Source organism: Parvibaculum sp. (genome assembly GCF_019635935.1).
GTDB lineage: Bacteria > Pseudomonadota > Alphaproteobacteria > Parvibaculales > Parvibaculaceae > Parvibaculum.
Genome location: NZ_JAHBYN010000001.1, coordinates 602,173 through 628,456, shown reverse-complemented (window position 1 = coordinate 628,456; position 26,284 = coordinate 602,173). Strand labels below are relative to the sequence as shown.

Genomic DNA, 26,284 nt, shown 5'->3' with positions numbered 1-26,284 from the left:
ACGGCGGTCGCAACGAGGTTCAGATTCGGGCGTCGAGCGTGAGCGAGGCGGGCGCGGCCGGGTTTCCGGCGCGGCGGGCGGCCGGGGCGGCATCGCGGCCATAGCCCAGTGTCGGCGCGGCGCGTTCGTTCATCGCGTTGGCGACCATGCGGATCAGGCCTTCGGAGACCGAGCGGGCGGCGTTCAGCGCCTCGCCGTTCTCGGCCAACGCACGATCGAGCTCGATCATCGCCGATTTCAGCTTTGAGACGCGCTCGGCCGGCGCTCGGTCGATCAGATCCTTGCGGCGGCGGATCGCTTCGGCGTCCATTGCGTAGTCGTTGGCGATGCGCACTTTTTCGGGTTGCAGCGCTGCGACCTCGGACCGGGCGCGGTCGCGCAGAAAGCCCGTCTCGCGCCGCACGATGTCGGTCAGGCCGGCCGTCAGTTCGAGCATGCGTTCGACCAGATCGGCGGGCGTCAGCGTTTCGGCGGCGATGCGGCGGGCGGTTGCTGTCATTTGGGTTGTTCCTGCATTTTCAGCATCTCGCGATAGACGACGTCGGCAAGGCCGATGCCGCCGCTTTTGACCATCTCGCGGCCATATTGTTCGACGAGCAGCGAGCGGAACATGTTTTCGCCGGGTCCGCCGCCAAAGGCGTCGTCCTGGCCGGTTCCTTCGAACATCGGCTGCAGCAGCACCGAAACGAATTGGGCTTCGAAGTCGCGCGCGGTTTCCCAGGCGCGTGTGTCGCGCGGTTCGGCGGCCGGCTTCGGCGCCGGTGCGTGCGCAAAAGGTTGGGGCGGGACGGGGAGGGCCGCGACGTTCATCACATCACCTCGATGTCGGCCTGCAAGGCACCGGCGGACTTGATCGCCTGCAGAATGGTGATCATGTCGCGCGGGCTGACGCCGAGCGCGTTGAGCCCGTCGACCAGTTCCTTCAGGCTGATGCTGCCGTCGATAATGCCGAGCTGCTTGCCTTTTTCCTCGTCGACCGTGACGTTCGTTCGCGGCACGACCACCGTGTCGCCCTGCGTCGAGAAGGGCGACGGCTGGCTGACCTGCGGGGTTTCGTTGACCGAGATGGTGAGGTTGCCCTGCGCGATCGCGACCTGGCTGACGCGGACATTCTGCCCCATGACGATGACGCCGGATGCTTCGTCGATGACGACACGGGCGGCGAGATCGGGCTGGACGCGCAATTGTTCGATATCGGTGAGAAGGGCCACCACGCCACCGCGATAGCCGGCGGGCATGTGGAGCTGGACGGTGGTCGGATTGTCGGCGGTTGCCGTGCTGGTGCCGAGATAGGTGTTGATGGCGGCGGCAACGCGCTGTGCCGTCGTCAGGTCCGGATTGCGCAGCGAAAGGCGCAGCGAGCGCAGTTCGGACAACTGGAATTCGAGTTCGCGCTCGACAATGGCGCCGTTGGCGATGCGGCCATTGGTCGGCACGCCGCGTACGACCGAAGAGGCTTCGCCCTTGGCCGAGAAACCGCCGGTTGCAACCGATCCTTGCGCGACGGCATAGACCTGGCCGTCGGCGCCCATCAGCGGTGTCACCAGCAGGACGCCGCCCTGCAGGTTGGTCGCGTCGCCGAGCGCCGAGACCGTCACGTCGATGCGGGTGCCCTGGGCGGCGAAGGCCGGCAGATCGGCCGAAACCATGACGGCGGCGACGTTGGCTGTTTTCAGCGTGGTGCCGCGCGTGTTGACGCCGAGGCGCTCCAGCATGCCGATCAGGCTCTGCTGGGTGAAGGGGGCGTTGCGGAGCGTGTCGCCGGTGCCGTTGAGGCCGACCACGAGGCCGTAGCCGACCAGCATGTTGTCGCGGATGCCTTCGACATCGACGATGTCCTTGATGCGCGAGCTGGCTTGCGTTTCGACCGGCATGGTGGCGGTCAGAAGCGAAGCGGCGAGCACGAGCGTCAGGAAGGAGCGGAGACGAAGGGCAATAAGCCGGGACATGGACCAACCGATCAATCGCTTGCGATACGGCGTTTCTCTAGCGAAAGACATGCCATCCGGCGGCCTGACCTAATCATTTGATTTATATGAGGTTTCTCATTTTCCGGCGGCCGGAAACCGGGCTTTGGCGGGCCCCGCGCAGGCATCTCCTGCCGCGCGGCGGCAAATCCTGCCGCTGGCGGGCGGCGGCACGGGTTAAGATTAACGCCGCTTTAAGACCTCCGGTCCATTTTGGAGGGAATGAAACCGGACCGGCAACTGACGGATCGCGGTGGGGCAACGAAATGAAGATCGGCAATACCAGAGCGACATCCCAGAGCGGCGCGGCTCGCGGCGCTTCGGTTCGCAGCGCCGGCAGCGGCTTTGCACCCGCAGGCGCCGGCGCCACGCGGGGGGCGGCCGGGCTTTCTGGACCGGCGTCGCTGGGGGCTGTCGATGCGTTGCTGGCCCTTCAGGAAACCGGCGGCGCCGACGACGCGCTCCACGCGCCGCGCCGCAAGGCCGTCGCCCGGGCCGAGGAAATGCTCGATATTCTCGATGACATCAAGCTGGCGCTGCTGATGGGCCAGGTGCCGAAATCGAAGCTTTCCCGCCTTCTTTCGGTGGTCGAACGGCAGCTTGGCGGCATTGCCGATCCGGGCCTGCGCGACCTGCTCGACCAGATCGAACTCAGGGCGCGGGTCGAGCTGGCCAAGTTCGGAACCTATACCAAAGGCTAGGTTTTCGAGGCGTTTTCCGGGCGCCGCGTATCCTCCGGATTTCACAGATATTTCACCGGTTTGGCGGGTCCATCGCTGTTGAGAATCGTGGGACCGGTCGCTATAGTCCGGCCCGTTTCCGCAAGGGACGCGTGCTGGAGAGATCGCTGCGAATGGCCGTACGTTTACCCAAAGGCTACATACCGTCCGACGACGAGCCGTTTATGAACAAACGGCAGAAGGAATATTTTCGCCGCAAGCTCGAGAAGTGGAAAGAAGACATCCTCATCGAGAACCGCGAAACGCTGCAGCACCTGCAAGACGACAGCGCGCAGCATCCCGATCTCGCCGACCGCGCTTCATCCGAGACCGAACGCTCCCTCGAACTGCGTACGCGCGACCGGCAGCGCAAGCTGGTGGCCAAGATCGATGCGGCGCTCCGGCGGATCAGCGAAGGCACTTATGGCTATTGCGAGGAAACCGGCGAGCCGATCAGCCTGAAGCGGCTCGACGCGCGGCCAATCGCGACGCTTTCGATCGAGGCGCAGGAGCGGCACGAACGCCGCGAGAAGGTCTATCGCGACGATTGAGACGCCGGCGATACCAAGATGCGAAAACGCGGCCCGAAAACGGGGCCGCGTTTTGCTTTTCAGGGACAGCGATCAGAACGGCATCAGGATGTCGAAGAGCTGCTGGCCGTAGCGCGCCTGCTGCACGTCGGAGATGTGGCCCTGGCCGCCATAGGCGATGCGGGCTTCCGCGATCTGGGTGTGCTGGATCGTGTTGATGTTCGAAATGTCCTCGGGCCGGACGATGCCGGCAACGTCGAGTTCGCGCACTTCGAAATTGACGCGGACCTGCTGGCGGCCGGAAATGACCAGGTTGCCGTTGGGCAGGACCTGGGTGACGACGGCGGCGACGGTCAGTTCGATCTTTTCGCGACGGTCGACCGAGCCCGCACCGGTGCTGGAGCTGTTGGAGCCGAGATTGGCAAGATTGGTGTTGTCGACCGCGTTCGGCAGGACCTTGCCGAGATAGCTCTCGTAGCCAAGCAGATTGTCGACGGAAGCATTCTCGGCATTGGCGCGGCTGCGCTTGGTCGTGTTGTCGACCTTGGCATTGTCGGAAATGTTGATCAGCACCGTCAGGATGTCGCCGACACGGGCGGCGCGCTGGTCGCGGAAGAAGGCGCGCGAGCCGGAGCGCCAGAGCGAATTCGGCTGATAGACGATTTCCTCGGGCGCCGGCATTGGCATCGAAACGCGCGGCTCGATCGTGCCGACGGGCGCCATGTCGGGCGCCTTGCCGATGTTGGCAATGCGATCGGCGCTGTTGCAGCCGGCCAGCGTCGCGGCGACGAGGACGGCAGCGATGAGGCGGTAAGCGGAACTGACAAACATCTTTTGAACCTTTTCGGTCGGAACTTTTCGTATCGCGATCAGGAATTGCCGCCGGCGGCGTTGAGTGCGGCCGCCGAGCGGGCGGCACCCGGCGCATCGATGCGGACCATGTTGGGACCTTCGACGATGCCCTGCACGGTGCGGTTGGAGCGGCTGTTGAGCACATTTACGATGTCGCCGATGGCGCCGCTGTCGAGAGCGCGGCCGCGCGCGGTCAGGGTCAACGCGCCGGAAACGAAGGTCATGTCGACCTGCGCGCCCTTTTCGACGACGAGCGGCGGGCGCATGTCGGAGAGGCGGAGCGGCTCTCCGGCGCGGGCCGGGTTGCGCGGCGACATGCCGACAAGCTGCGGCAGCGACGTGACGATGTTCTGGCTGACGCGCGTGGCGGGCAGGCGGATCCAGTCGATATCGGTGCGACGCACGACGTCGCCCGGCATGATGTCGCGCGTCAGAACCGGCACATCGATGACCGGATAGGCGCGACCGGCAATGCGGCGCAGCGGGCTCATCATGTCGTTTGCGGGCGCGCGAACGACCGCGGTGAACGCGCCGTTGCGCGGATTGAACGAAAGCTGCTCGACGCGGACGCTGCGTTCGGCGTCTTCGGCGACCTGGATGCCGGCGGCGCCGTTGGCGAAATCGACCTGCAGGATCGCGGCGGAGGGGAGCGAGGAGGACTGTGCCTCGATGGCGCCCGCGATGGCCGACGCGACTTCCTCTTCGGGCACGTTTGCGCCGCTGCGGCCGACGACGATATGCGTCAGGCCTGCATTGTTGCGCCATTCGATGCCGTTGCGGCGCGCGGCGAGCGAGATGCGGGAGACCGAAATCTCGCCCGTGAGGCCGGGCGCGGGTGCGTTTGCGACGACGACATGAGCGGCAGCGCCCGCATCGTCGAAGATGTCGCCGAGCGTAACCGTTTCGCCGGCGACGGTGACCGTGGGGCGCAGTTCGGCGGATGCGGCAGCGCCTGCGAAGAGCGCGGCGGCGGCTATTGTTCCGATCGTGAGAGCGATACGCGCATACATTTCAATCACCGTTTATTTGACATTCGCGGCAACGGACATCATCTCGTCGGAGGTGGTGATGACCTTGGAATTCATTTCGTAGGCGCGCTGCGCGGTGATGAGCGACGTGATTTCGCTCACCGCGTTGACGTTCGAGGTTTCGAGGAAGCCCTGAAGAACGCCGCCGAAGCCTGCATTGTTGGGTGTGCCGATGAGCGGCGCGCCGCTGGCGGCCGTCTCGAGGAAAAGATTGTCGCCCTGCGGATCGAGGCCGGCTTCGTTGGCGAAGTTCGCCAGTTCGATCTGGCCGACGACCTGCGAGGCCGTCTGACCCGGGATCATCACCTGCACCTGACCATCGCGGCTGATCGTGAGGTCGGTCGCTTCGGCGGGGATCGAGATGCCGGGCGCCAGCGTGTAGCCGTCGGCGGTCACGAGCTGGCCGTCGGCGCTGATCTGGAAGGAACCGGCGCGGGTGTAGGCGTCCTCGCCGCTCGGCAGTTCGACGCGGAAATATCCGCGGCCCTGAATGGCGACGTCGAGCTTGTTCTCGGTGTTGTCCATGTTGCCTTGCGTCATCACCCGGTAGACGGAGCTCGTCTTGACGCCGAGACCGACCTGTACGCCGGCGGGCACGATGGTGCCGGCGTCCGACGAATTGGTGCCGACGCGGCGCAGGTTCTGGTAGAGCAGGTCCTGAAACTCCGCGCGCTGACGCTTGAAGCCGGTTGTGCTCATGTTGGCGATGTTGTTGGAGATCACCTCGACATTGAGCTGCTGGGCCATCATGCCGGTGGCGGCGATGCTGAGCGACTGCATGGGACTTGTTCCTTACCCTTGTGTCATATCGAAAGCGGCCTCAGGCCGGGCTTCCGAGTTCCTGTATCGCCTTGCGGCGCATCTGGTCGGATTGGTCGATAAGTTTCTGTGCGCTCGCATAGGAACGCGATACCTCGATCATGTTCGTCATCTCGACGATCGGCTGCACGTTCGAACCTTCGAGCGCGCCCTGCACCAGGCGCGGCGCCTCGACGGGCTGCTCGTCCTGCAAGGTGCCGAGCAGCGTTCCGCCGGCGTTCTGCATGGCCTGGGGGTTTTCGAAGGTTACGACCGAAAGCTTGCCACGAAGGCCGAGGCTCGATGAGACCGTACCGTCGCGCGCGATCGTGATGTCGGTTTCGTCCTGGGCAAAGAGGATCGGCGCGTCGGCGTCGGACAGCACGGGGTCGCCGTTCGCCGTCACAAGCTGGCCCGCTTCGTCGAGACGAAAGTGACCGTTGCGGGTGTACATGACATTGTTCTCTGTCTGCACCCTGAAGAAGCCGTCGCCGCTGATCGCCACGTCGAAGGGATTGCCGGTTGTCTGCAGCGTGCCGTCTTGCAGGTTGCGATGCTGGCCGAAATCCTGAACGAAGGTGATCTTCGCCGCCTTGCTGCCCTCTGTGGCGTCCTTCATCACGTACTGGTCGAACAGCATCGCCTCCGACTTGAAGCCGGCCGTGTTCATGTTCGCGAGGTTGTTCGCGATGGTCGCCATTTCGCGCGTCATCGCCATCTGGCGCGATAGGGCTATGAGAAGGGCGTTTTCCATGGCGGCGTCGGTCGTCCGGTTCAAATTGCAGGCGCTGGTACTGGCGGCCCGCCGAGGGATGTGCAGGGCCTGTGCCAGATAAAAATATCAATAAAATCAATTAGATAACCTCCATCTCCTGCACCGGGCGGCCGTTTGGCGGCAGGGAATACCGGGCAGTTTCTGCCGGTTCGGCGGCGGGCCGGCGGTTTCCGCTTGAGACGGCCCGTGAAAGCGGCGGACACAACGCTTCATTAACCAAAGTGCGAGAGCATCGCCCTTGTGTCGCGAAGAAGCCGCGATGCGACGAACACAGGGCAAAGGACAGCGCGGGCGAAGGCGCCGCGACGTCCGCGAGGTGGGACATTTCAAGATGGCTGCAGTCGACGCCGAAGTCGCCGAAGAAGAAGACGAGGACGTTTCCGAAGCGCCGGCACGACGCCGGATCGCCGGCAAGGTGCTCGTTCTCTATGTCGCGTTGCCGGTGCTGGTTCTGATCGGCGCCGGCGCCGGTCTCTACATGTCGGGCATTTTCGGTGGATCCGGCGAAGAAAAGCCCGTCGAGGAAGTGGTCGCGGATCCGGTGTTCTACGATCTGCCGGATTTTCTGGTGAACCTCAGCGGCCCGCCGCCCGCGCACTACCTCAAGATGCGCGTGTCTTTGCAGGTTGTGGATGCCGAAGCCGTCAAGCGTCTCGAACTCGAGATGCCGCGCGTGCTCGACGGCTTCCAGACGTTCCTGCGCGATCTCCGGCCGGAAGACCTCGAAGGCTCGCAAGGGATGCTCAGCCTGAAGGAAGAGCTGATGCGCCGCCTGACGCTTGCGACCCAGAAACCGCTCGTCACGGACATTCTGTTCCGGGAAATCATCGTTCAGTAAAGGGTTCGGGGACCGTTTTATGGCCACCACAGACGTCAAGGACAAAGACTCGGACGTGCTCGCCAATGCTGCGCAAGCGGCGGCGAAAGCGCCGGAGCGCGTGCTCAACCAGGACGAAATCGACAGTCTGCTCGGCTTTGAGGTCGAGGAAGGGCAAACGCAGGACCGGCACGGCATCGATGCCATCGTCAATTCGGCGCTTGTGTCCTACGAGCGGTTGCCGATGCTCGAGATCGTGTTCGACCGGCTCGTCCGTTTGATGACCGTGTCGCTCCGAAATTTCACCTCCGACAACGTCGAAGTGTCGCTCGACAACGTCTCGTCGATCCGTTTCGGCGATTACCTCAATTCGATTCCGTTGCCTGCCATTCTTGCTGTTTTCCGCGCGAAGCAGTGGGACAATTACGGCATGTTCACGGTCGACTCGAACCTCATCTACTCGATCGTCGACGTTTTGCTGGGCGGACGGCGCGGCACGGCGGCGATGCGCATCGAAGGCCGGCCCTATACCACCATCGAACTGAATCTCGTGCAGCGCATGATCGAAGTCGTGCTGCAGGATGTGCAGGCGGCATTCGAGCCCTTGTCGCCGGTGACGCTCGAACTCGACCGCATGGAAACCAATCCGCGTTTCGCGGCGATTGCGCGTCCGGCGAATGCGGCCATTCTCGTCAAGCTGCGCGTCGACATGGAAGATCGCGGCGGGCGCATCGAACTGATGTTGCCCTATGCGACGCTGGAACCGATCCGCGAATTGCTGTTGCAGATGTTCATGGGCGAGAAATTCGGCCGCGACACCATCTGGGAAGGGCATCTCGCGACAGAGCTCTGGTCGACGCGGGTTCCGGTCGAAGCCGTGCTCGACCAGCAGCAGCTCACGCTGCGCGACGTCATGGATTTCCAGGTCGGCCAGACGCTGATGTTCAACAACACGCCCGATGGCGTGATCGATATGCGCTGCGGCGGGGTGCATGTGGCGACCGGCCGAATGGGGCGCGTCGGCAATCATGTCGCGGTGCGTATCGAACAGGCAATCCGCAAGCACAGACGGGCGGCGCTTGTGGAACCGGAAAAAAAGGCCGTTGAATCCAGAATTTCGGGGGCGTTCAAATGACCGTTCTTCAGGCCGTACCGTTCGGCGTTCTCCTTGAGGGCATCGTCTGTCTCTTTCTGATCGCGACCATCGCCTATTGCGCGATGCTGGATCGCCGCCTGCGGGCGATGCGGTCGGGTCAGGACGGTTTGCGCGACCTCATCAATGATCTCAACACCGCGACGGCGCAAGCCGCAGCGGCCATCAACAATCTGAAAGCGGCGAGCGCCGCCACCGGCGAAGATCTCGGCGAGCGCGTCCGGCGAGCCCGGGGGCTTGCGGACGAACTGGCATTGATGCTCGAGGCGGGCGATCGCATTGCGGACCGGCTCGAACGGAACGACAAACCACCGCTGGTGCGGCCCGCCGCGGGCCCGCGCCAGACGCCGGCGAGCGTTTCCCGCGACACCAGCAATCCGTCCCGTGCAACGCATCCGCTGCTCGATGCGCTGAAGCGGGCACGTTGAGGCAACCGAAATCATGATGGACCGTCTTCGACTGCTGCCGATCGTCATACTCTGCGCCTCGATGCTGCTGGGTCTGAAGCTGGCCGACCTGGCAACAGGCGGCGCCGGCACGCAATCCTTTGCGGGTATTGCGGTCGCGCGGGCGGAGGGGGCCAAGACCGAGGCGGTTGCGGCCGAAACGGCGGCGCCGGACGAAGGCGGGCAAACGGCTGCGGCCGATGAAGTGTTGCGGCCGGAGGATTTCGCGGCGCAGGGCGACCCGCGGCTCAGCAAGGCGGAAATGTCGGTGCTCGAAAGCCTCGCGGCGCGGCGTGCGGAGCTCAACAAGCGGGCCGAAACACTCGATATGCGCGAGCAGGTTCTGGCGGCGGCCGAAAAGCGCGTCGAGGACCGGATCGCCGAACTCAGAGAGATCGACCGGAAGATCAACAGCCGGATCGCCGAGATCGACGCGGCCCAGGAGGCACAAATGGCCTCGCTGGTCGCGATGTATGAGGGCATGAAGCCCAAGGACGCTGCCCGGATTTTCGAACGCCTCGACATGGGCGTGCTGCTCGATGTCGTCAAGCGGATGCAGCCACGCAAGATGTCGGCCGTGCTGGCTGCGATGGACCCGGTGGTGGCCCAGGACCTGACCGTCGAACTGGCGACCGGCGAGCGCCTGGTCGACATGCCGGTGCCGGAAGCGGCCTTGCCGGTGGACAAAAACGCCAGCTAATCCGCGAAAAAACGCCGTTCTTTAAGCACCGTTTAACCGACCGGCCCGTAGACTGCACCGATGCGCGGCAGAAAGCCGCGTGATTTTGGCAGAAGCTGCAGGGGCGTGCGCCGGGTGTGAGCGAAATCCATCGACATATGACGGGCGGCACAAGACATCGCAACCTTGCGGGTGCGATGGCGTTTGCACTTCTCCTGCTGTTGGCGCCGGCCGGCGCCTGGGCGCAAGCCGCGCTCGACCGTCTCGACCTCAGCGAGAATGACGGCTATGGCCGCATGATTTTCTCGTTTCAGGGGGCGGTGCCAAAACACCGGATCGAAATCAATGCCGGCGTGATGGTTCTCGCCTTCGACCGGGCCGTTTCGGTCAATCTCGACGAATTCGCGCGCCAGATGCCGCGCTTCATCGCAACGGTTCGCCAGGACGACGACGGCAAGACGCTGCGCTTCGCACTCAAGGCCGATTTCTGGAGCGATGCGAAGCAGGCCGAGATGTCGCTTTACGTCGATCTGATGCCGTCGCAATGGACCCATGCGGCGCCGCCGCTTCCGGCCGAGGTTGTGGCGCGCATCGCCGCCGCCGCCGCGGAGAAAAGGGCCGCAGAGGAAGCCAAGGCCGTCGCCGCGGCGCAAGGCATCGTCGAACCGGATGTGCCCTTGCCCGGCCTCGATGTGCGCGTCGCGCGCCATGAAGGGATTTCGCGTCTCGTCTTCGACTGGAACCAGCCCGTGCTTTATTCGCTGGTGCAGCGGCAGGGGCTCGCGACCATCACCTTCGACCGGACGGCAACCGTCGATCTGTCATCCTTGCGCGTCGATCCGCCGCCTTTTCTCAGCCACGCGACCGCCATCGAACATGAGGGACGGCTTGCGGTGATCTTGACGCTGAAGCCGGGCGTCGTCATCACGGATTTCCGCGAAGATATGGCGGTCGTGCTCGACCTCAAGCCGGGAAATACGCGGGACAACGCCGAGGTGCCCGTTGCCGCCGGTCCGACCGACATTCGTCCGCAAGCCGCCCGGCCCGAAGCGAAGGAAGAACCGGCGGAAGAAGAAGTTGCGGCCTCCGGCGAGGTTGGAACCGATGCGGTTGAAGCCAAGGCCGAGGACGCGTCTGCGGCCGATGCGGCGCCGGCAGCTGCGGCCGGACCGATGCCTGCCAGCGTGAGGCCGGTCGGCGAGGCGGTTGCGAGCATTCGGGATGGTCGCGGCGGCACCGATATTGTCGTTTCATGGCCGGAACCGGTCGGTGCCGCGGTGTTCGAACGCGCGGACCGTTTGTGGATGGTCTTCGATGAGGCCTTGCCGATCGACACGGCCGGTCTGGTCTTTGCGGCAGAGGCCGGATCTCCGGCGCCGTTCGGCGAGCCGGAAGTCGTTCGTTTCGACGGTGGCGTGGCGCTCGTTCTGCCGCTGCATGAGCGTGTGCTTGTCAGCGTCGTCGAGGAGGGTGCCGACTGGCGCATCTCCGCCGGCGAAACGCTTCAGACGACCGGGCGGCCGATTGCGATTTCGCGCAACTGGCGGGAGGACGGGCGCGGCAGCGTGACGTTCGATCTCAAGGCGACGCGCAAGGTCTTCAAGTTCGAAGACCGGCGGGTCGGCGACATGCTGATCGTCGCGACAGCGCGGGGCCCATCGCAGGCCGTTCAGACGCCGCACAGTTTTGTGGAATTTCAGGTGCTCCAGACGTCGCAAGGTATTGCGATCGTGCCGATCGCCGACGATCTCATCGTCGCCGCGGCGCCCGACAATGTTGTGGTGTCGCGACAGGACGGGCTGATGCTTTCGGGCGATGCCGGCAACGCCGTTTCCGGCGGCATTCTGGCCAGCGCTACCGCGCTTCCGGCGGTGATGGAGTTTGACGCCTGGCGGGTTGCGCCGGGGAGAAACTTCATCGAGCGGCGTCAATTTCATCTGGATCGCCTGGCTGCGGCTGTGACGCAGGAGATCGGTGCGGCGCGCTTCGACTATGCGAAATTTCTCCTCGGCTACGGACTTGCGCAGGAAGCGCTGGCGGCGCTCAACGCGGCGGCAATCGAAGACGCCGCGCTGATCAAGGATCCGGCCTTTCGCGGGGTCAAGGGCGTCGCGGAGGCGATGAGCGGACGCTATGTCGACGCGATCCGAAGCCTCAGCGGCAACGGGCTCGACAACATTCCGCATGCTGCGGTCTGGCGCGGCCTCGCACGGGCGCAACTCGGCCACTGGGATGCGGCGCGCGCCCAGTTTGCGCTGGCGGGCGCCGTCATGGATTCATTCGACGACGGTTGGCGGACCATTTTCCGGGCGCGCGCGGCCGAAGCCGCGTTGGCGGCCAACGACGTCGATGGTGCAAGACATCATGCGGCGGCATTCCCCGAAGAACCGGAAGGCCGCCGGGCGCAGGCCGAAATCATGCTTGTCGATGCAATGATCGCCGACCGGCTCGGCCGCACCGACGAGGCGCTTGTCCGCTACGACCGGGCCATCGAGAACGGATATCCGCCGATTGCGGCGCGGGCGCGCTTCGGCAAGGCGGTTCTGCTCAACAAGACCGGGGAGATCGACAACGATGCGCTGGCAGAAGAGCTCGAAAGCCTGCGCTACGCCTGGCGCGGCGACGCGCTGGAGCTCGAGGTGCTCAGCAAACTGGCTTCGCTTCATCTCGAGTCGGGTGGCATCGTCGATGCGCTGAAGATCATGCGCATTGCGACCGCGAACTATCCCGACAGCGATCACGCGCACCGGATGAACATGCAGATGTCCGACCTGTTCGCCGATTTCTTCCTCGGCGAGGACGCGAGCCGCATGACGCCGTTGCAGGCGCTGGCCTTTTTCGAGAGCTTCAAGGATCTGACGCCCATCGGCCAGCGCGGCGACGAGATGATCCGTCATCTCGCTGAGCGTCTTGTGGAGGCGGACCTGCTGCTTCAGGCGGCACAGCTTCTCGACTACCAGGTCGCCAACCGGCTGCATGGCGGCGTTGCCAAGGCGCAGGTCGCGGCGCGGCTTGCGGCCATTCTGCTGCTCGACGAAAAACCGGAAAATGCGCTGGCGGCATTGCGCGCCACAAAACAGAATTTGCTGCCCGAAGCGCTGGCGGAGCGTCGGCTGCTGATCGAGGCGCGGGCGCTTGCCGAGCTGAAACAATATGACTACGCGCTCGATCTGCTCGAAGAGCGAAACGACGCGCTGTCCAGGACATTGCGGGCCGATGTGCTTTGGCAGGCGGGCCGTTGGGAAGAAGCGGGCGATGCTTTCGAGGCCATGCTCGGCGATAGCTGGAAGGCCGAGGCTGCGCTTTCGGACGACACGCGCCTGCAGGTGATGCGGGCGGCTGTGGCCTATTCGCTGGCCGGCGACGAGGGCGGGCTTTCGCGCCTGCGGACCAAGTTCGGCGAGGCCATGAGCCGCAGCGCGGATGCCGGCGCCTTTGCCGTGGTTTCCGATCCGATCGTCGAGCAGGGTGTTGCGTTCCGCGAACTGGCCAGCCGCATCGCCTCCATCGACACGATGGAGCGGTTCGTGACCTCGCTGAAGGACAACGCGTCGTCGGCGATCAACTAGGGCAGGGGCGCCGTCAGGTGCCGAAGCTCTGGACCAGACTTCCCGCGATCAGCGACCAGCCGTCGACCAGCACGAAGAAGATCAGCTTGAACGGCAACGAGATGATGATCGGCGGCAGCATCATCATGCCCATCGACATCAGCACCGACGCGACCACCATGTCAATGATGATGAAGGGCAGGAAGACCAGAAAGCCGATCTCGAAGGCGCGGCGCAACTCGCTGATCATGAAGGCGGGGACCAGCACCTGAAGACCGATGTCGGTTGCCTGTTCGGGCTCTTCGATGTCCGACAGGTCGACGAAGAGTTTCAGGTCCTGTTTGCGCACCTGCGAAAGCATGAAGGTCTTGAACGGCTCGCTCGACTTCTCGAAAGCCTCGCCCATCTCCATTTCCTGGTTCATCAAGGGCAGGATGCCGGCGTCATAGGCTTTGGTGAAGGTTGGCGTCATCACGAAGGCCGTCAGGAAGAGCGCGAGGCTGACCAGAACCGCGTTCGGCGGCGATTGCTGCATGCCCATGGCGGTCCGGAGCAGCGACAGCACCACGATGATGCGCACGAAGGACGTGACCATGATCAGGATTGAGGGTGCAAGGCTCAGGATCGTCACCAGCGCGACGATCTGCACGACATGGTCGGTAAGGCCGAGGCCGTCGGAGAGATCGACGCGGATCTGGTTGGCGAAAGCCGGGTCGGCAAGGCCGAACGACAGAAGCGCGGCAACGAGGCCGGTCAGCAGGCGCTTGCTGCGCGCCGACATAACGGGAAGACGGGTCACGCGCGGCGCTCCTTGATGAAATCGACGATACGCTGGAACTGCAGAACGGGCGCCGGCTGGGCCGCCGCACCGGAAGCCGTGTCGGCCAGCGCCATGGGCGCCGGCGCATCGATGCCGGTCTCGATCAGCAGGGACTGATCGCCGCCGAGAAGGATCAAATGTTCCTTGCCGTCGCGGCGGATCAGCAACAGGCGGTGTTTCGCATCGACAGGTTTTACCTCGACGATGGCGAGACGCTTCTGGCTGCCCGGCGTCACGATGCCGCCGGCCGCAAAGCCCATGCGGCGCGCAACGAAGGCGCACAGGCCGATCAGGCCGATGATGAAGACCAATGCGGCGACGAACCGCAAAATTTCGGAGACTTCCATTGCCCGTAAACCCCACCTGAGGGCGGCCGCCCGGCCGGCCCTGTCATGGGAAGAATTTGCCGCCTCAGGCTTAATACCGGGTTAAGGGCGAGGGATTGCAAGGCGTCCGCTGGTTAGCCGTTTGTGAACGCACCGGGACAATTTTGCCGCGTTAGCACGATCTTAACTCTCGGAGGCAAAACTCGGGTTTGCCGCCAAGGAATGCGTGGCTTCGGACCCGGTCCCGATTGCGCCCAGAACAAGGGTGTTCGACTGACCGGCTGATGGGCACGCGGGCTATGACAATCGGCAGTCTTCCGATCATCGAGATGATGAAGCAGCGCATGCAGTGGCTGACGCAGCGTCAGCAGGTGCTCGCGCAAAACGTCGCCAATGCGGACACGCCCGGTTATACCGCGCGCGATCTCAAACAGCTCGATTTCGGCGCGATGGTGAAGCGGAGCGGGCCTGTGCTCGCGCCCGTCGCGACGCAGGCTTTGCATATCGGCAGCCCGGCCACGGGCTCGGGCGCCGGCTTCCGGCCGGGACAGGCGACGGGCGGGCAGATCGTCAAGCGGCCCGACTTCGAGACGACGCCCGGCGGCAACTCGGTCGTGCTCGAGGAGCAGATGATCAAGGTCGCCGAGACGCAGATGGATTATCAGGCGGTGACCGGGCTCTATTCCAAGAGCCTCGGTCTGATCAGGATTGCGCTTGGACGCCCCTGAGCGTTCGGGCCTGAAGGGAAAAGATCGACATGAGCGCCATGGACCTTATCAAGTCGATGATGGTTGCGGCTTCGGGGCTGAAAGCCCAGAGCGGGCGCATGCGCATCATCGCCGAGAACATCGCCAACACGGATTCGGCGTCACGCATACCCGGCGGCGACCCGTATCAGCGGCGGATACCGACCTTCCAGCAAAATCTCGACCGCGAAATCGGCACGCATGTCGTGTCGCTCGGCCGGCCGGTGCTGGACAAGACCGAATTCAAGCTCAAATACATGCCCGGCCATCCCGGCGCCGACGAGAACGGCTACGTCAAGATGCCGAACGTCAACGGCATGGTCGAGGCGATGGACATGCGCGAGGCACAGCGCAGCTACGAGGCCAATCTCAATCTCATCCAGGCATCGCGCCGCATGATCTCGCAGACGATCGAAATTCTGCGCAAGTAAGGGGAGCTAGCGAGACATGAGCATTCCGGCATCATTCGCGCTCGACGCCTATGCCCGCGCCGCCGGCATCGGCGCCGGTGCGCCGGCGGGGCAGGCGGGCGGCGTCAAGGACGGCGCCGGCGGTTTCGGCGACATCCTGAAGCAGGCGCTCGACGAGGCGGTGGAAACCGCAAAGGCTGGCGAACAGAAGATTGCAGCGACGACAAGCGGCCGCGAGGGCAACATCGTCGATGTTGTGACGGCGGTCGCGGAGGCCGAAGCCACGTTGCAGACGGTCGTGACCGTGCGCGACAAGGTGATCACGGCCTATCAGGAAATCATGCGTATGCCGATCTGACGATCGGCGGTTGGGGCGGCGAGGGGCGTAACCACAAAATGAGCGGACCGGAAATTCTCGATCTGGCGCGGCAGGCGATCTATGTGCTGCTGACGCTGGCGGCGCCGATGATGATCATCGCGCTCGCCGTCGGTCTGGCGATTGCGCTTCTGCAGGCGTTGACGCAGGTACAGGAAATGACGCTGGTCTTCGTACCGAAGATTCTCGCCATTTTCGTGACGCTGCTCGTCGCGCTGCCGTTCATGGGTTCGTCGCTTGGCGGTTTCATGAATCTGATCGCGCAAAAGATCGTGTCCGGTTGATCGTGCCGGGAACGCCATCATGATCACCGTCGATTTCCTGCCGCAAACCGCCTTCATTTTCCTGCTCGTGTTTTCGCGCATCGCGGCGATGCTGATGCTGATGCCGGCGCTCGGCGAAGCGAGCATTCCGGCGCAGGCGCGGCTCATCATGGCGCTGCTGCTGTCGCTTATCATGATGCCGCTTGTCGCCGGCAACTACGGCACACTGCCGGAAACGGTCCCGGCGCTTGTCTTCATGGTGGTTCACGAAATCGTCGTCGGTCTCTTCATCGGCAGCGCGGCGCGGCTCATTATGAGCGCGCTTCACGTCGCCGGTAACATCATCGCGCTGCAGATGAGCCTTGCATTCGCCCAGAACGTCGATCCCACGCAGGGCATGCAGGGCGTGATGATCGCCAACTTCCTGTCGCTGCTTGCGGTGACGCTGATCTTCGCGACCGGTCTCGATCATTTGCTGATCGTGGCGATGCGCGACAGCTACGAAATTTTCCGTCCCGGCGCGGCGCTGCCGGTCGGCGATTTCACGCAGATGGTCGTCAAGATCGTGTCCGGCGCATTCCGGCTCGGATTGCAGCTTGCGGCGCCGTTTCTGGTGTTCGGACTGATCTTCTATCTCGGCATCGGCATCCTTTCGCGCCTGATGCCACAGATACAGATTTTCTTTATCGCGATGCCCGCCAATATCGGGCTCGGTCTCATTCTGCTGATGCTGCTGCTCGGCGCCATGATGACATGGTTCCTGCAGAGCTTTGAGCAGACGATCTCCATGTTTGTCGGCTAGGCGAGGGGCACGCCCATGTCGGAACATGACGATTCGGAAAAAACAGAAGAACCAACACACCGAAAACTGGAAGAAGCCCAGAAGAAGGGCGATGTCGTCAAGAGCCAGGAAGTCAGCACCTGGTTCGTGATGCTGGGCGCCGCGATCGCGATTGCGCTGATGGGAACGTCGACGGTGAGTTCGCTGTCGGGCACGTTCAAGATATTCCTCGCGCAGCCGGAAGCCATTCCGATGGACCCGGATCACCTGCGCAAGATCTGGCTCGACATCGGCGGCGCCGCGTTCGGCGCGTTGCTGCCGCCATTGGCGATCCTCATCCTGGCGGCGCTGCTCGGAAACGTCATCCAGCACGCGCCGGTGTTCACGGCCGACAGGATGAAACCGAAGCTCTCGAAGATTTCGCCCAAGGAAGGGCTGAAGCGCCTTTTCGGCGCGAAAAGCCTGATGAACCTTGCCAAGGGCATCGTCAAGCTCTCGGTTGTCGGCGTCGTTGCAACGTTGATCATCTGGCCCGAGCGCGACCGGCTGGCCTTGATGATGACATGGGAGATCGCCCAGCTTCTGCCGCTGGTGCGCGAGCTGGCGTTGAAGATGTTTGCCGGCGTGATTGCGGTGATGACGGTCGTTGCGGCGCTCGATTATCTCTTCGAGCGGCTGCAATGGATGAAGAAGCAGCGCATGACCGTGCAGGAGGTCAAGGACGAATACAAACAGATGGAAGGCGATCCGACGGTCAAGGCGAAGCTGCGCCAGATCCGCGTCGAGCGCGGGCGCAAGCGCATGATGGCCGCCGTGCCGACCTCGACCGTCATCATCACCAACCCGACCCACTATGCCGTGGCGCTCAAATATGAACAGGGCATGGGCGCGCCGGTCTGCGTCGCCAAGGGCGTCGATGCGGTCGCCTTCCGCATCCGTGAAATGGGTATCGAGCACGATGTGCCGATTGTCGAAAATCCGCCGCTCGCCCGCGCGCTGCATGCGACTGTCGAGATCGACCAGGAAATCAACCCGGAACACTACAAGGCCGTCGCCGAGGTGATTGGCTATGTGATGCGGCTTAAGGCTAAGATGACCGGCGGACGCGGCCGGAAGTGATTCGGGCCGGTTGTCGGCTGTGCGCCGTGTGTTTCGACGGCAAACAGGCGGACGACAAACCCGTTGACGGCAAACCAGACCGGGAGTTGGGAATGGCCGAGACGCCGGCCGATTATGCCGACACGATCGACGGTGCAGCCGCCGATCGGCAGGCGGCGGACGGCAGTGCCGGCCGGGTGTTACCGGCGCGGCGCTGGATCGTCCTTGGCGGCGTCGCGATCGGTGTCGTCACGACATTGCTCGATACAGCCGGCGTTCACGCCTTCGGTGTGCCGGGCGCGTTGACCGTGTCCGGTCTGGTCGCGATTGCGGGTGCCGTTCTCTACAGCTTTTCCGGCAGCAATGCCGATGCGTTGAGCCGGTCGCCGCTGGCTGCCGGCGAGGCGCTGAACGCGCTGCCCGATCCCTGCTATGCCACCGACCGGCGCGGTTCGATCCTGTTTGCCAATGAGGCCTACCGGATGCTGGCGGGCGGCTTCGATCTCGACCGGCCGGCGCCGCTGGAGCGGCTTCTGGCGGGGCGGGGCGACATGGCCGAAGTGGCCTTCCGGCTGGCACAGGCCGCGCGCACCGGCTTTGCCGCGGAAGAAGATGTCCGTTTCGAGACGCCGGGCGGCGTCGAGCGTCTTTACAAAGTGGTGGTGCGGCCGCTCAGCGGTGCCGATGGCGGCGCCGTCTGGCTGTTTCGCGACCTGACGGTGGAGCGCGACCGCGCCGAACTCGCCGAGCGCACGCACAAGCGGTCCATTTCCTATATCGAGAACGCCCCTGTCGGTTTCTTCGCCGCCGATGCCGAACGCGGCGCCATCGTCTATCTCAATCCGACGCTTGGCCGCTGGCTCGATGTCGAACCGGCGCATGTCACCGGGCGCGGCCTGACGCTTTCCGATCTGGCGCTTGGCGAAGCGCCGGCGCTGACCGACGGGGAAGGCGGTCCGGACGGCGAAATGGCGCCGCTCGATCTCGATCTGAAGGGACCGGAGGGCCGCGCCGTGCCGGTCCGCATCATTCGCAGCAGGCTTGAGGGCGTGCGCGGCCGGCCGGGGCATATCTTTGCGCTGGTGCTCAACCGGACGACCGGCGACAAGGCCGAGGTGACGGCCCGCGACGCCGAGATGCGGTTTGCGCGCTTCTTCAACAATGCGCCGATCGGCATTGCGACGGTCGATCAGGACGGCCGGATCGACAATGCCAACAGCGCCTTTGTCGGCTATGTCGGCGAGAGCGTCGAACGGGGCATGCGGCTCGCCGATCTCGTGGCCGAGGACGACCGGCCGGCCGTCGACGAATTGCTGGGTCGCGCGCGAACGGGGCAGTTGTCGGGCGCCGCGGTCGATATTCACCTGCAGCGCAACGCCGAGCGGGTCGGCCAGCTCTATGCCGCACGCGTCGATGCGGGCGAGGGCGCGGCGCTGGTCGTTTATCTGGTCGATGCGACCGAACAGAAATCGCTCGAGATGCAATTCGCGCAGTCGCAAAAGATGCAGGCCGTCGGCCAGCTCGCGGGCGGCGTCGCGCACGACTTCAACAATCTGCTGACGGCGATCATCGGCTTTTGCGATCTGCTGCTGGCGCGCCACCAGGCGGGCGATCCATCTTTTGCCGACGTCGTGCAGATCAAGCAGAACGCCAACCGCGCCGCCAACCTGACGCGCCAGTTGCTGGCCTTCTCGCGGCGGCAGACGCTGCGCCCCAAGGTGTTGTCCCTGACGGATGCGCTGGCCGAACTGCAGAACCTGCTGGCGCGGCTGCTCACCGAAAAGGTCGAACTGAAGATCGTGCATGGCCGCGATCTCGGCCTCGTCAAGGTCGACCAGAACCAGCTTGAGCAGGTCGTCATCAATCTCGCCGTCAACGCGCGAGACGCGATGCCGGACGAGGGCGGGCGTCTGACGATCCGCACCGCCAATGTGTCGGAGGCCGACAGCCGGGCGCTCGATCACGCGCTGATGCCGCATGGCGAATATGTGCTGATCGAGGTTGCCGATACCGGCCACGGCATTCCGAAGGAAAATCTCGGCAAGATTTTCGAGCCGTTCTACACGACCAAGGATCCCTCCAAGGGCACAGGGCTCGGCCTCTCGACGGTCTATGGCATCGTCAAGCAGACGGGCGGCTTCATCTTCCCCTATTCGACGGTCGGCAAAGGCACGACCTTCCGCATCTATCTGCCGCGCTATGTCGAAACGGCGGCCGACCGGAAGCAGGAGGAAATCTCGCTGGCCGCCGCGCCGCCGGAGCCTTCCGATCTCACCGGCAAGGGGACGATCCTGCTGGTCGAGGACGAGGACGCCGTGCGCACTTTTGCGGCGCGGGCGCTGGCGACGCGCGGCTATGAGGTGCTGCAGGCCGAGAGCGGCGAGGCGGCGCTTGCGGTGGTCGATGCCCATGAGGGCCGTATCGATCTCGTGGTGTCCGACGTCGTGATGCCCAACATGGATGGGCCGACCATGGCCAAGGAGCTGAAGCACAAGCTGCCGGACACGCCGATCATCTTCGTGTCCGGCTATGCGGAGGATGCCTTCGCCAAAAGCCTCGATCCCGAACAGGAATTCCACTTCCTGCCCAAGCCCTTTTCGCTGAAGCAGCTTGCGGCGGCCGTCAAGGAAGTGATGAACGCGAAATGACGGAACTTCCAGCGAACACGTTCTAGATAATATAACAAGATCAACAACTTAAAAATTCCATTGCTACTGAGAACAAAACCGGTACATTAACCGCATTGCGCGACTCGGCGGGCAATGGAATAAGGGGAAACCGGTCATGTCAAAGAATGTTGTGAGCCTCGTGAAAGACGATTCAGACAAGAAGAAGGCGCTGGACGCCGCTCTCAGCCAGATCGAGCGGTCGTTCGGCAAGGGCTCCATCATGCGGCTCGGCAAGAACGAGCAGATCGTGGAGATCGAGGCGATCTCGACCGGATCGCTCGGCCTCGACATTGCGCTGGGGATCGGCGGCTTGCCGCGCGGCCGCGTCATCGAAATCTACGGGCCGGAATCGTCCGGCAAGACCACGCTGGCGTTGCAAACCATTGCCGAAGCCCAGAAAAAGGGCGGCGTCTGCGCCTTTGTCGATGCCGAACACGCGCTCGACCCGATCTATGCCCGCAAGCTCGGCGTGCAGCTCGACGAATTGCTGATTTCCCAGCCCGATACCGGCGAGCAGGCGCTCGAAATCGCCGACACGCTTGTGCGCTCCAGCGCCGTCGATGTGCTGGTGATCGACTCGGTCGCGGCGCTGACACCCAAGGCCGAACTCGAAGGCGAGATGGGCGACAGTCTGCCCGGCCTCCAGGCGCGGCTGATGAGCCAGGCGCTCCGGAAGCTCACCGCCTCGATTTCCAAGTCGAACACGATGGTCATTTTCATCAACCAGATCCGCATGAAGATCGGCGTGATGTTCGGCAGCCCCGAAACGACCACCGGCGGCAATGCCCTGAAATTCTATGCCTCCGTCCGGCTCGACATCCGCCGCATCGGCGCGATCAAGGAGCGCGACGAGGTGGTCGGCAACCAGACCCGCGTCAAGGTCGTCAAGAACAAGGTCGCACCGCCCTTCAAGCAGGTCGAATTCGACATCATGTATGGCGAGGGCATTTCGAAGACCGGCGAGCTTGTCGATCTCGGCGTCAAGGCCGGTATCGTCGAGAAGTCCGGTTCCTGGTTCTCCTACAACAGCCAGCGCATCGGTCAGGGCCGCGAGAACGCCAAGCAGTTCCTCAAGGACAATCCCGACATGGCCGCCGAAATCGAGGCGGCGGTCCGCCAGAATGCCGGTCTGATCGCCGAGCAGATCATGCAGGCGGAACCCTCCAGCGAGGATGACGACGGCGATCTGGAGGCCAGCGCCTGAACCCCGTGTTTCTCGTTTCCTGATGAGAGCCGAAGCGGCGCCGGGTACCCTCCGGCGCCGTTTTCATTTGTGCCGTTTGGCGGGCCATTCTGGACAGTCGGCGGGGCGGCAGGTAAAAGCTCGGGGCGCTGGATTTTTCCGGATAATCGGGGAATAAACGGGCGAATGGCGGGCTTTTCGGTCGCGCTGTTCGCGGATATTCCCGAAGCCCGATTGCGAGACCAACGAAACCATGGCCGGCCTCAACGAGATCAGAGCGAAGTTCCTGGAGTTCTTCCGGACCGAGGGCCACGAGGTTGTCGCCTCGGGGCCGCTTGTGCCGAACAACGATCCGACGCTGCTCTTCACCAATGCCGGCATGGTGCCGTTCAAGAACGTCTTCACCGGCCAGGAAAAGCGCCCCTATGTTCGCGCCGCATCGTCGCAGAAATGCGTGCGCGCCGGCGGCAAGCATAACGATCTCGACAATGTCGGCTACACGGCGCGGCATCACACCTTCTTCGAGATGCTCGGCAATTTCTCCTTCGGCGACTACTTCAAAGCCGAGGCGATCGAATTTGCCTGGCGGCTGGTCACGGCCGAATTCGGGCTGCCGAAAGAGCGCCTGATCGCGACCGTCTATGCCGAAGACGACGAGGCGTTCGGCCTGTGGCGGAAGATTGCCGGCCTGCCGGAGAGCCGCATCATCCGCATTCCGACATCCGACAATTTCTGGTCGATGGGCGATACGGGCCCGTGCGGACCCTGCTCGGAAATCTTTTTCGATCACGGCGACAAGATTCCCGGCGGCCCGCCCGGCAGCCCGGATCAGGACGGCGACCGGTTCATCGAAATCTGGAACCTGGTGTTCATGCAATATGAACAGCAGGCCGACGGATCGCGCCTCGACCTGCCCAAGCCCTCGATCGACACCGGCATGGGGCTCGAGCGCATGGCGGCGGTGCTGCAGGGCACGCATGACAATTACGCGACCGATCTGATGCGCGCGCTGATCGTCGCCTCGGCGGAGGCATCGAAGAGCGATCCCGATGGCCCGCATACGGTGAGCCACCGCGTTATCGCCGATCATCTGCGCTCGTCGTCCTTCCTGCTGGCCGACGGCGTGATGCCGTCCAATGAAGGCCGCGGCTATGTGCTTCGCCGCATCATGCGCCGCGCCATGCGCCATGCGCAGCTTGTCGGCGTCGCCGAGCCCCTGATGTGGCGGCTGGTGCCGGCGCTCGTCCGGCAGATGGGCGATGCCTATCCCGAGTTGCGCCGCGCCGAACCGCTGATCACCGAAACGCTGAAGCTCGAGGAAACGCGCTTCCGCGAAACGCTGACGCGCGGGTTGAAGCTGCTCGACGAGGAAATCGAGAAGCAGCAGGGCAAGGGCGTGCTCCCCGGCGACGTCGCCTTCAAGCTCTACGACACCTACGGCTTTCCACTCGATCTGACGCAGGATGCGCTGCGCTCGCGCGGCATGAGCGTCGACCAGACGGGGTTCGACGCGGCGATGGCGAAGCAGCGCCAGGATGCGCGCGCCGCATGGTCGGGTTCCGGCGAGAAGGCAACCGAGGCCGTCTGGTTCGAGCTTCGCGAGAAGCACGGCGCGACGGAGTTTCTCGGTTACGAAACCGAGAATGCCGAGGGCAAGATCGTTGCGATCGTTGTCGACGGAAAGCCGGTCGATGAAATCGCGGCCGGCACGGAAGCCGCGATCATCGCCAACCAGACGCCGTTCTATGGCGAGTCCGGCGGGCAGGTCGGCGACAGCGGTGTGTTGTTCACGTCCGGCGGCGCGGAGTTTCCGGTTTCGGACACGATGAAAAAGCTCGGCGACCTGCATGTGCATATCGGCAAGCTCGCGCGCGGCAATCTCAAACTCGGCGACATTGTCGAGATGCAGGTCGACAGCGCCCTGCGCACGGCGACGCGCGCCAATCACTCGGCAACGCATCTTGTGCATGAGGCGCTGCGGCGTGTGCTGGGGGCCCATGTCACGCAGAAGGGCTCGATGGTCGGGCCGGAGCGCCTGCGCTTCGACTTCAGCCATCCGAAGCCGATGACGGCGGCGGAAATCGCCGAGGTCGAAACCATCGTCAATCGCATCGTCCGTCAGAATGTCGAGGTCTCGACGCGGCTGATGACGCCCGAACAGGCGATCGAGGCCGGTGCGCTGGCGCTGTTCGGCGAGAAATATGGCGACGAGGTTCGCGTGCTGGCAATGGGGCACGACGAGAACAACGACAATGGCGTCTATTCGGTCGAGCTTTGCGGCGGCACGCATGTGCGCCGCGTCGGCGACATCGCGATCTTCAAGATCGTCAGCGAGAGCGCGGTCGCGTCGGGCATCCGCCGCATCGAGGCGCTGACGGGCGAGGGCGCGCGGGCCTATCTCGTCGAACAGGACCGGACGCTCAGGGAAGCCGCCGGCGCGCTGAAAATTTCACCGGAGGATTTGCCGGCGCGCGTCGTCTCGCTGATGGAAGAACGCAAGCGGCTCGAACGCGAACTGACCGAGGCGAAAAAGAAGCTTGCCATGGGCGGCGGCTCGGGCGGCGGCGCGGTGGAAACGCCGGTGCAGGAGTTTGGCGGCGTCAAGCTCGTCGCGCGCAAGCTCGACGGCGTCAATCCGAAGGATTTGCGCGGGCTTGTGGATGACGCCAAGAAGCAGGTCGGGTCCGGCGTCGTCGCGTTCGTTGCCGTCAGCGAAGATGGCAAGGGCGCGATTGCGGTTGGCGTGACGGCGGACCTGACGGCGAAGTTCAACGCCGTCGATCTGGTGAAGGCCGGTTCGGCCGCGATGGGCGGCGCCGGCGGCGGCGGGCGGCCCGACATGGCGCAGGCCGGCGGTCCCGATGGCGCGAAGGCCGATGCCGCGCTCGACGCGGTGCGTGCGGCCGTCGGCGAGCTCGCGGGCGCGGCTTAGGCGAGGCCCTGTTTCGCCAGCGCCTTGTCGAGGTTCTCGGCCACCTTGTCGAGGAAGCCTTCCGTCGACAGCCATGATTGTTCCGAGCCGACCAGCAGCGCCAGGTCCTTCGTCATGTAGCCGCTCTCGACCGTCGAGACGCAGACTTTTTCGAGCGTCGCTGCAAACTTCGCCAGCGCATCGTTGCCGTCGAGCTTGGCGCGATGCGAAAGGCCGCGCGTCCAGGCGAAGATCGAGGCGATGGAGTTGGTCGAGGTCTCTTCGCCACGCTGATGGGCGCGGTAGTGGCGCGTCACGGTGCCGTGTGCGGCTTCGGCTTCCATGATCTTGCCGTCCGGCGTCAGCAGCACCGAAGTCATCAGGCCGAGCGAGCCGAAGCCCTGCGCGACTGAGTCCGACTGCACGTCGCCATCGTAGTTCTTGCAGGCCCACACATAACCGCCGGACCATTTCATCGACGAGGCCACCATGTCGTCGATCAGCCGGTGCTCGTAGGTGATCTTCGCGGCGTCGAAGTCGGCCTTGAATTCCTTCTCGTAGATCTCCTGGAAGAGATTCTTGAAGCGGCCGTCATAGGTTTTCAGGATCGTGTTCTTGGTCGAGAGATAGACCGGATATTTGCGATCAAGGCCGAATTTCATGCAGGCGCGGGCGAAATCCCGAATGCTGTCGTCGAGATTGTACATGCCCATCGCGACGCCGCCGGACGGGAAATCGAAAATCTCCTCCTCGATCGTGTCCTTGCCGTCTGCCGACACCCACTTCATCGTCAGCTTGCCCTTGCCGGGGATCAGCATGTCGGTGGCGCGGTACTGGTCGCCGAAGGCATGACGGCCGATGACGATGGGCTCGGTCCAGCCGGGCACGAGACGCGGGATGTTGCGGCAGATGATGGGCTCGCGGAACACCGTGCCGCCGAGAATGTTGCGGATCGTCCCGTTGGGCGATTTCCACATCTTCTTCAGCTTGAATTCCTCGACGCGCGCCTCATCGGGCGTGATGGTCGCGCATTTGACGCCGACACCGTGCTTCTTGATTGCTTCGGCGCTTTCGACCGTCACCTTGTCGTCGGTGGCGTCGCGATGCTCCATGCCGAGGTCGTAATAGTCGATATCGAGGTCGAGATAGGGGAAGATCAGCTTGTCCTTGATCATCTGCCAGATGATCCGGGTCATCTCATCGCCATCGAGATCGACCACGGGGTTTGCGACTTTGATCTTCGGCATGGGGGGTCCTTCAAGACGTGTAACGGGCGGGGTGGGCAGGCGCGAAGCGGGCGCAAAACGAGCCTCTTCCCTATAACATTGCGGGCCGATTGATTAAAGGCGGGCAATCGCTTATTGACGCACGCCCACTTCCGTAACGGAA

At 63.8% G+C, this 26,284-nt stretch carries 26 protein-coding genes; 16 read left to right on the top strand and 10 right to left on the bottom strand.

What is annotated here, in order from left to right; all coding sequences use genetic code 11:
- Positions 1–19 precede the first annotated feature (19 nt).
- The 3 genes from KF719_RS03295 to KF719_RS03285 are packed head-to-tail and all read right to left on the bottom strand — an operon-like array spanning position 20 to position 1,949.
- Positions 20–499, bottom strand: a complete 480-nt coding sequence (locus KF719_RS03295; RefSeq protein ID WP_293507060.1) for a hypothetical protein — start codon at positions 497–499, stop codon at positions 20–22.
- Positions 496–810: a rod-binding protein gene (locus KF719_RS03290; RefSeq protein ID WP_293507059.1), complete on the bottom strand. Its 315-nt coding sequence runs from the start codon at positions 808–810 to the stop codon at positions 496–498. The genes KF719_RS03295 and KF719_RS03290 overlap by 4 nt, the downstream gene beginning before the upstream one ends.
- Entirely contained in the window at positions 810–1,949 is a 1,140-nt protein-coding gene (locus tag KF719_RS03285; protein WP_293507057.1) for a flagellar basal body P-ring protein FlgI, read from the bottom strand. Before KF719_RS03285 ends, KF719_RS03290 begins: the two co-directional genes overlap by 1 nt.
- 284 nt (positions 1,950–2,233) lie before the next feature.
- Between KF719_RS03285 and KF719_RS03280 the strand changes: the two genes are divergently transcribed.
- Positions 2,234–2,668, top strand: coding sequence for a flagellar assembly protein FliX (locus KF719_RS03280; protein ID WP_293507055.1), 435 nt, complete (start codon positions 2,234–2,236; stop codon positions 2,666–2,668).
- Between the two features lie 152 nt (positions 2,669–2,820).
- On the top strand, positions 2,821–3,237 hold the full coding sequence (gene dksA, locus KF719_RS03275) for an RNA polymerase-binding protein DksA (RefSeq protein WP_293507054.1): 417 nt from the start codon (positions 2,821–2,823) through the stop codon (positions 3,235–3,237).
- A gap of 72 nt (positions 3,238–3,309) precedes the next feature.
- Here the strand turns inward: dksA and flgH are convergent, their stop codons facing one another.
- Genes flgH through flgF form a run of 4 tightly spaced genes read right to left on the bottom strand, consistent with a single transcriptional unit; the run spans position 3,310 to position 6,648 of the window.
- Positions 3,310–4,047, bottom strand: a complete 738-nt coding sequence (gene flgH / locus KF719_RS03270; RefSeq protein ID WP_293507053.1) for a flagellar basal body L-ring protein FlgH — start codon at positions 4,045–4,047, stop codon at positions 3,310–3,312.
- 38 nt (positions 4,048–4,085) lie between these two features.
- Positions 4,086–5,078 carry a flagellar basal body P-ring formation chaperone FlgA gene (gene flgA, locus KF719_RS03265; RefSeq protein ID WP_293507051.1) on the bottom strand — a complete coding sequence of 331 codons (993 nt, stop codon included), beginning with the start codon at positions 5,076–5,078 and terminating at the stop codon, positions 4,086–4,088.
- A 12-nt stretch (positions 5,079–5,090) separates the two neighbouring features.
- Positions 5,091–5,876, bottom strand: a complete 786-nt coding sequence (gene flgG / locus KF719_RS03260; RefSeq protein ID WP_293507049.1) for a flagellar basal-body rod protein FlgG — start codon at positions 5,874–5,876, stop codon at positions 5,091–5,093.
- Between the two features lie 40 nt (positions 5,877–5,916).
- On the bottom strand, positions 5,917–6,648 hold the full coding sequence (flgF, locus tag KF719_RS03255) for a flagellar basal-body rod protein FlgF (protein ID WP_293507047.1): 732 nt from the start codon (positions 6,646–6,648) through the stop codon (positions 5,917–5,919).
- A gap of 352 nt (positions 6,649–7,000) precedes the next feature.
- Here flgF and KF719_RS03250 point away from each other — a divergent pair, with 352 nt between their 5' ends.
- From KF719_RS03250 to KF719_RS03230, 5 genes are all read left to right on the top strand, one after another.
- Positions 7,001–7,507 (top strand): flagellar basal body-associated FliL family protein, encoded by a 507-nt coding sequence (locus KF719_RS03250; protein ID WP_293507045.1) that lies wholly within the window; start codon positions 7,001–7,003, stop codon positions 7,505–7,507.
- Positions 7,508–7,526: 19 nt separating this feature from the next.
- Positions 7,527–8,621 (top strand): flagellar motor switch protein FliM, encoded by a 1,095-nt coding sequence (gene fliM / locus KF719_RS03245; RefSeq protein WP_293507044.1) that lies wholly within the window; start codon positions 7,527–7,529, stop codon positions 8,619–8,621.
- Positions 8,618–9,067 carry a DUF6468 domain-containing protein gene (locus tag KF719_RS03240; protein WP_293507042.1) on the top strand — a complete coding sequence of 150 codons (450 nt, stop codon included), beginning with the start codon at positions 8,618–8,620 and terminating at the stop codon, positions 9,065–9,067. Before fliM ends, KF719_RS03240 begins: the two co-directional genes overlap by 4 nt.
- A gap of 13 nt (positions 9,068–9,080) precedes the next feature.
- On the top strand, positions 9,081–9,785 hold the full coding sequence (locus KF719_RS03235) for a FlaA (protein ID WP_293507040.1): 705 nt from the start codon (positions 9,081–9,083) through the stop codon (positions 9,783–9,785).
- Positions 9,786–9,961: 176 nt separating this feature from the next.
- Complete coding sequence (locus KF719_RS03230; protein WP_293507038.1) at positions 9,962–13,333, top strand: hypothetical protein; 3,372 nt, start codon at positions 9,962–9,964, stop codon at positions 13,331–13,333.
- Positions 13,334–13,346: 13 nt separating this feature from the next.
- Here KF719_RS03230 and fliP read toward each other — a convergent pair whose 3' ends face one another.
- Together fliP and KF719_RS03220 are read right to left on the bottom strand one after the other, a co-directional pair.
- On the bottom strand, positions 13,347–14,093 hold the full coding sequence (gene fliP, locus KF719_RS03225) for a flagellar type III secretion system pore protein FliP (RefSeq protein ID WP_293510570.1): 747 nt from the start codon (positions 14,091–14,093) through the stop codon (positions 13,347–13,349).
- Between the two features lie 14 nt (positions 14,094–14,107).
- Positions 14,108–14,479 (bottom strand): flagellar biosynthetic protein FliO, encoded by a 372-nt coding sequence (locus KF719_RS03220; protein ID WP_293507036.1) that lies wholly within the window; start codon positions 14,477–14,479, stop codon positions 14,108–14,110.
- Between the two features lie 278 nt (positions 14,480–14,757).
- On the opposite strand from KF719_RS03220, the gene KF719_RS03215 reads away from it, so the two are divergent.
- The 9 genes from KF719_RS03215 to alaS all read left to right on the top strand — a co-directional run bounded on the left by KF719_RS03215 (position 14,758) and on the right by alaS (position 24,916).
- Positions 14,758–15,186: a flagellar basal body protein gene (locus tag KF719_RS03215; RefSeq protein ID WP_293507034.1), complete on the top strand. Its 429-nt coding sequence runs from the start codon at positions 14,758–14,760 to the stop codon at positions 15,184–15,186.
- Between the two features lie 38 nt (positions 15,187–15,224).
- Positions 15,225–15,635 carry a flagellar basal body rod protein FlgC gene (gene flgC / locus KF719_RS03210; protein ID WP_293510568.1) on the top strand — a complete coding sequence of 137 codons (411 nt, stop codon included), beginning with the start codon at positions 15,225–15,227 and terminating at the stop codon, positions 15,633–15,635.
- 16 nt (positions 15,636–15,651) lie between these two features.
- Complete coding sequence (gene fliE, locus KF719_RS03205; protein WP_293507032.1) at positions 15,652–15,972, top strand: flagellar hook-basal body complex protein FliE; 321 nt, start codon at positions 15,652–15,654, stop codon at positions 15,970–15,972.
- A gap of 38 nt (positions 15,973–16,010) precedes the next feature.
- On the top strand, positions 16,011–16,274 hold the full coding sequence (fliQ, locus tag KF719_RS03200) for a flagellar biosynthesis protein FliQ (protein WP_293507030.1): 264 nt from the start codon (positions 16,011–16,013) through the stop codon (positions 16,272–16,274).
- A 19-nt stretch (positions 16,275–16,293) separates the two neighbouring features.
- On the top strand, positions 16,294–17,055 hold the full coding sequence (gene fliR / locus KF719_RS03195; RefSeq protein ID WP_293507029.1) for a flagellar biosynthetic protein FliR: 762 nt from the start codon (positions 16,294–16,296) through the stop codon (positions 17,053–17,055).
- A 15-nt stretch (positions 17,056–17,070) separates the two neighbouring features.
- Positions 17,071–18,153, top strand: a complete 1,083-nt coding sequence (gene flhB / locus KF719_RS03190) for a flagellar biosynthesis protein FlhB (protein ID WP_293507027.1) — start codon at positions 17,071–17,073, stop codon at positions 18,151–18,153.
- 92 nt (positions 18,154–18,245) lie between these two features.
- The gene (locus tag KF719_RS03185; protein ID WP_293507025.1) at positions 18,246–20,780 is read left to right on the top strand and encodes an ATP-binding protein; all 2,535 of its coding nucleotides are present in this window, start codon (positions 18,246–18,248) and stop codon (positions 20,778–20,780) included.
- Between the two features lie 136 nt (positions 20,781–20,916).
- On the top strand, positions 20,917–22,005 hold the full coding sequence (recA, locus tag KF719_RS03180) for a recombinase RecA (protein ID WP_293507023.1): 1,089 nt from the start codon (positions 20,917–20,919) through the stop codon (positions 22,003–22,005).
- A 232-nt stretch (positions 22,006–22,237) separates the two neighbouring features.
- Positions 22,238–24,916 carry an alanine--tRNA ligase gene (alaS, locus tag KF719_RS03175; protein WP_293507021.1) on the top strand — a complete coding sequence of 893 codons (2,679 nt, stop codon included), beginning with the start codon at positions 22,238–22,240 and terminating at the stop codon, positions 24,914–24,916.
- Here the strand turns inward: alaS and KF719_RS03170 are convergent.
- Complete coding sequence (locus KF719_RS03170; RefSeq protein ID WP_293507020.1) at positions 24,913–26,142, bottom strand: NADP-dependent isocitrate dehydrogenase; 1,230 nt, start codon at positions 26,140–26,142, stop codon at positions 24,913–24,915. The two genes, alaS and KF719_RS03170, sit on opposite strands and share 4 nt — an antisense overlap.
- Between the last annotated feature and the right edge of the window lie 142 nt (positions 26,143–26,284).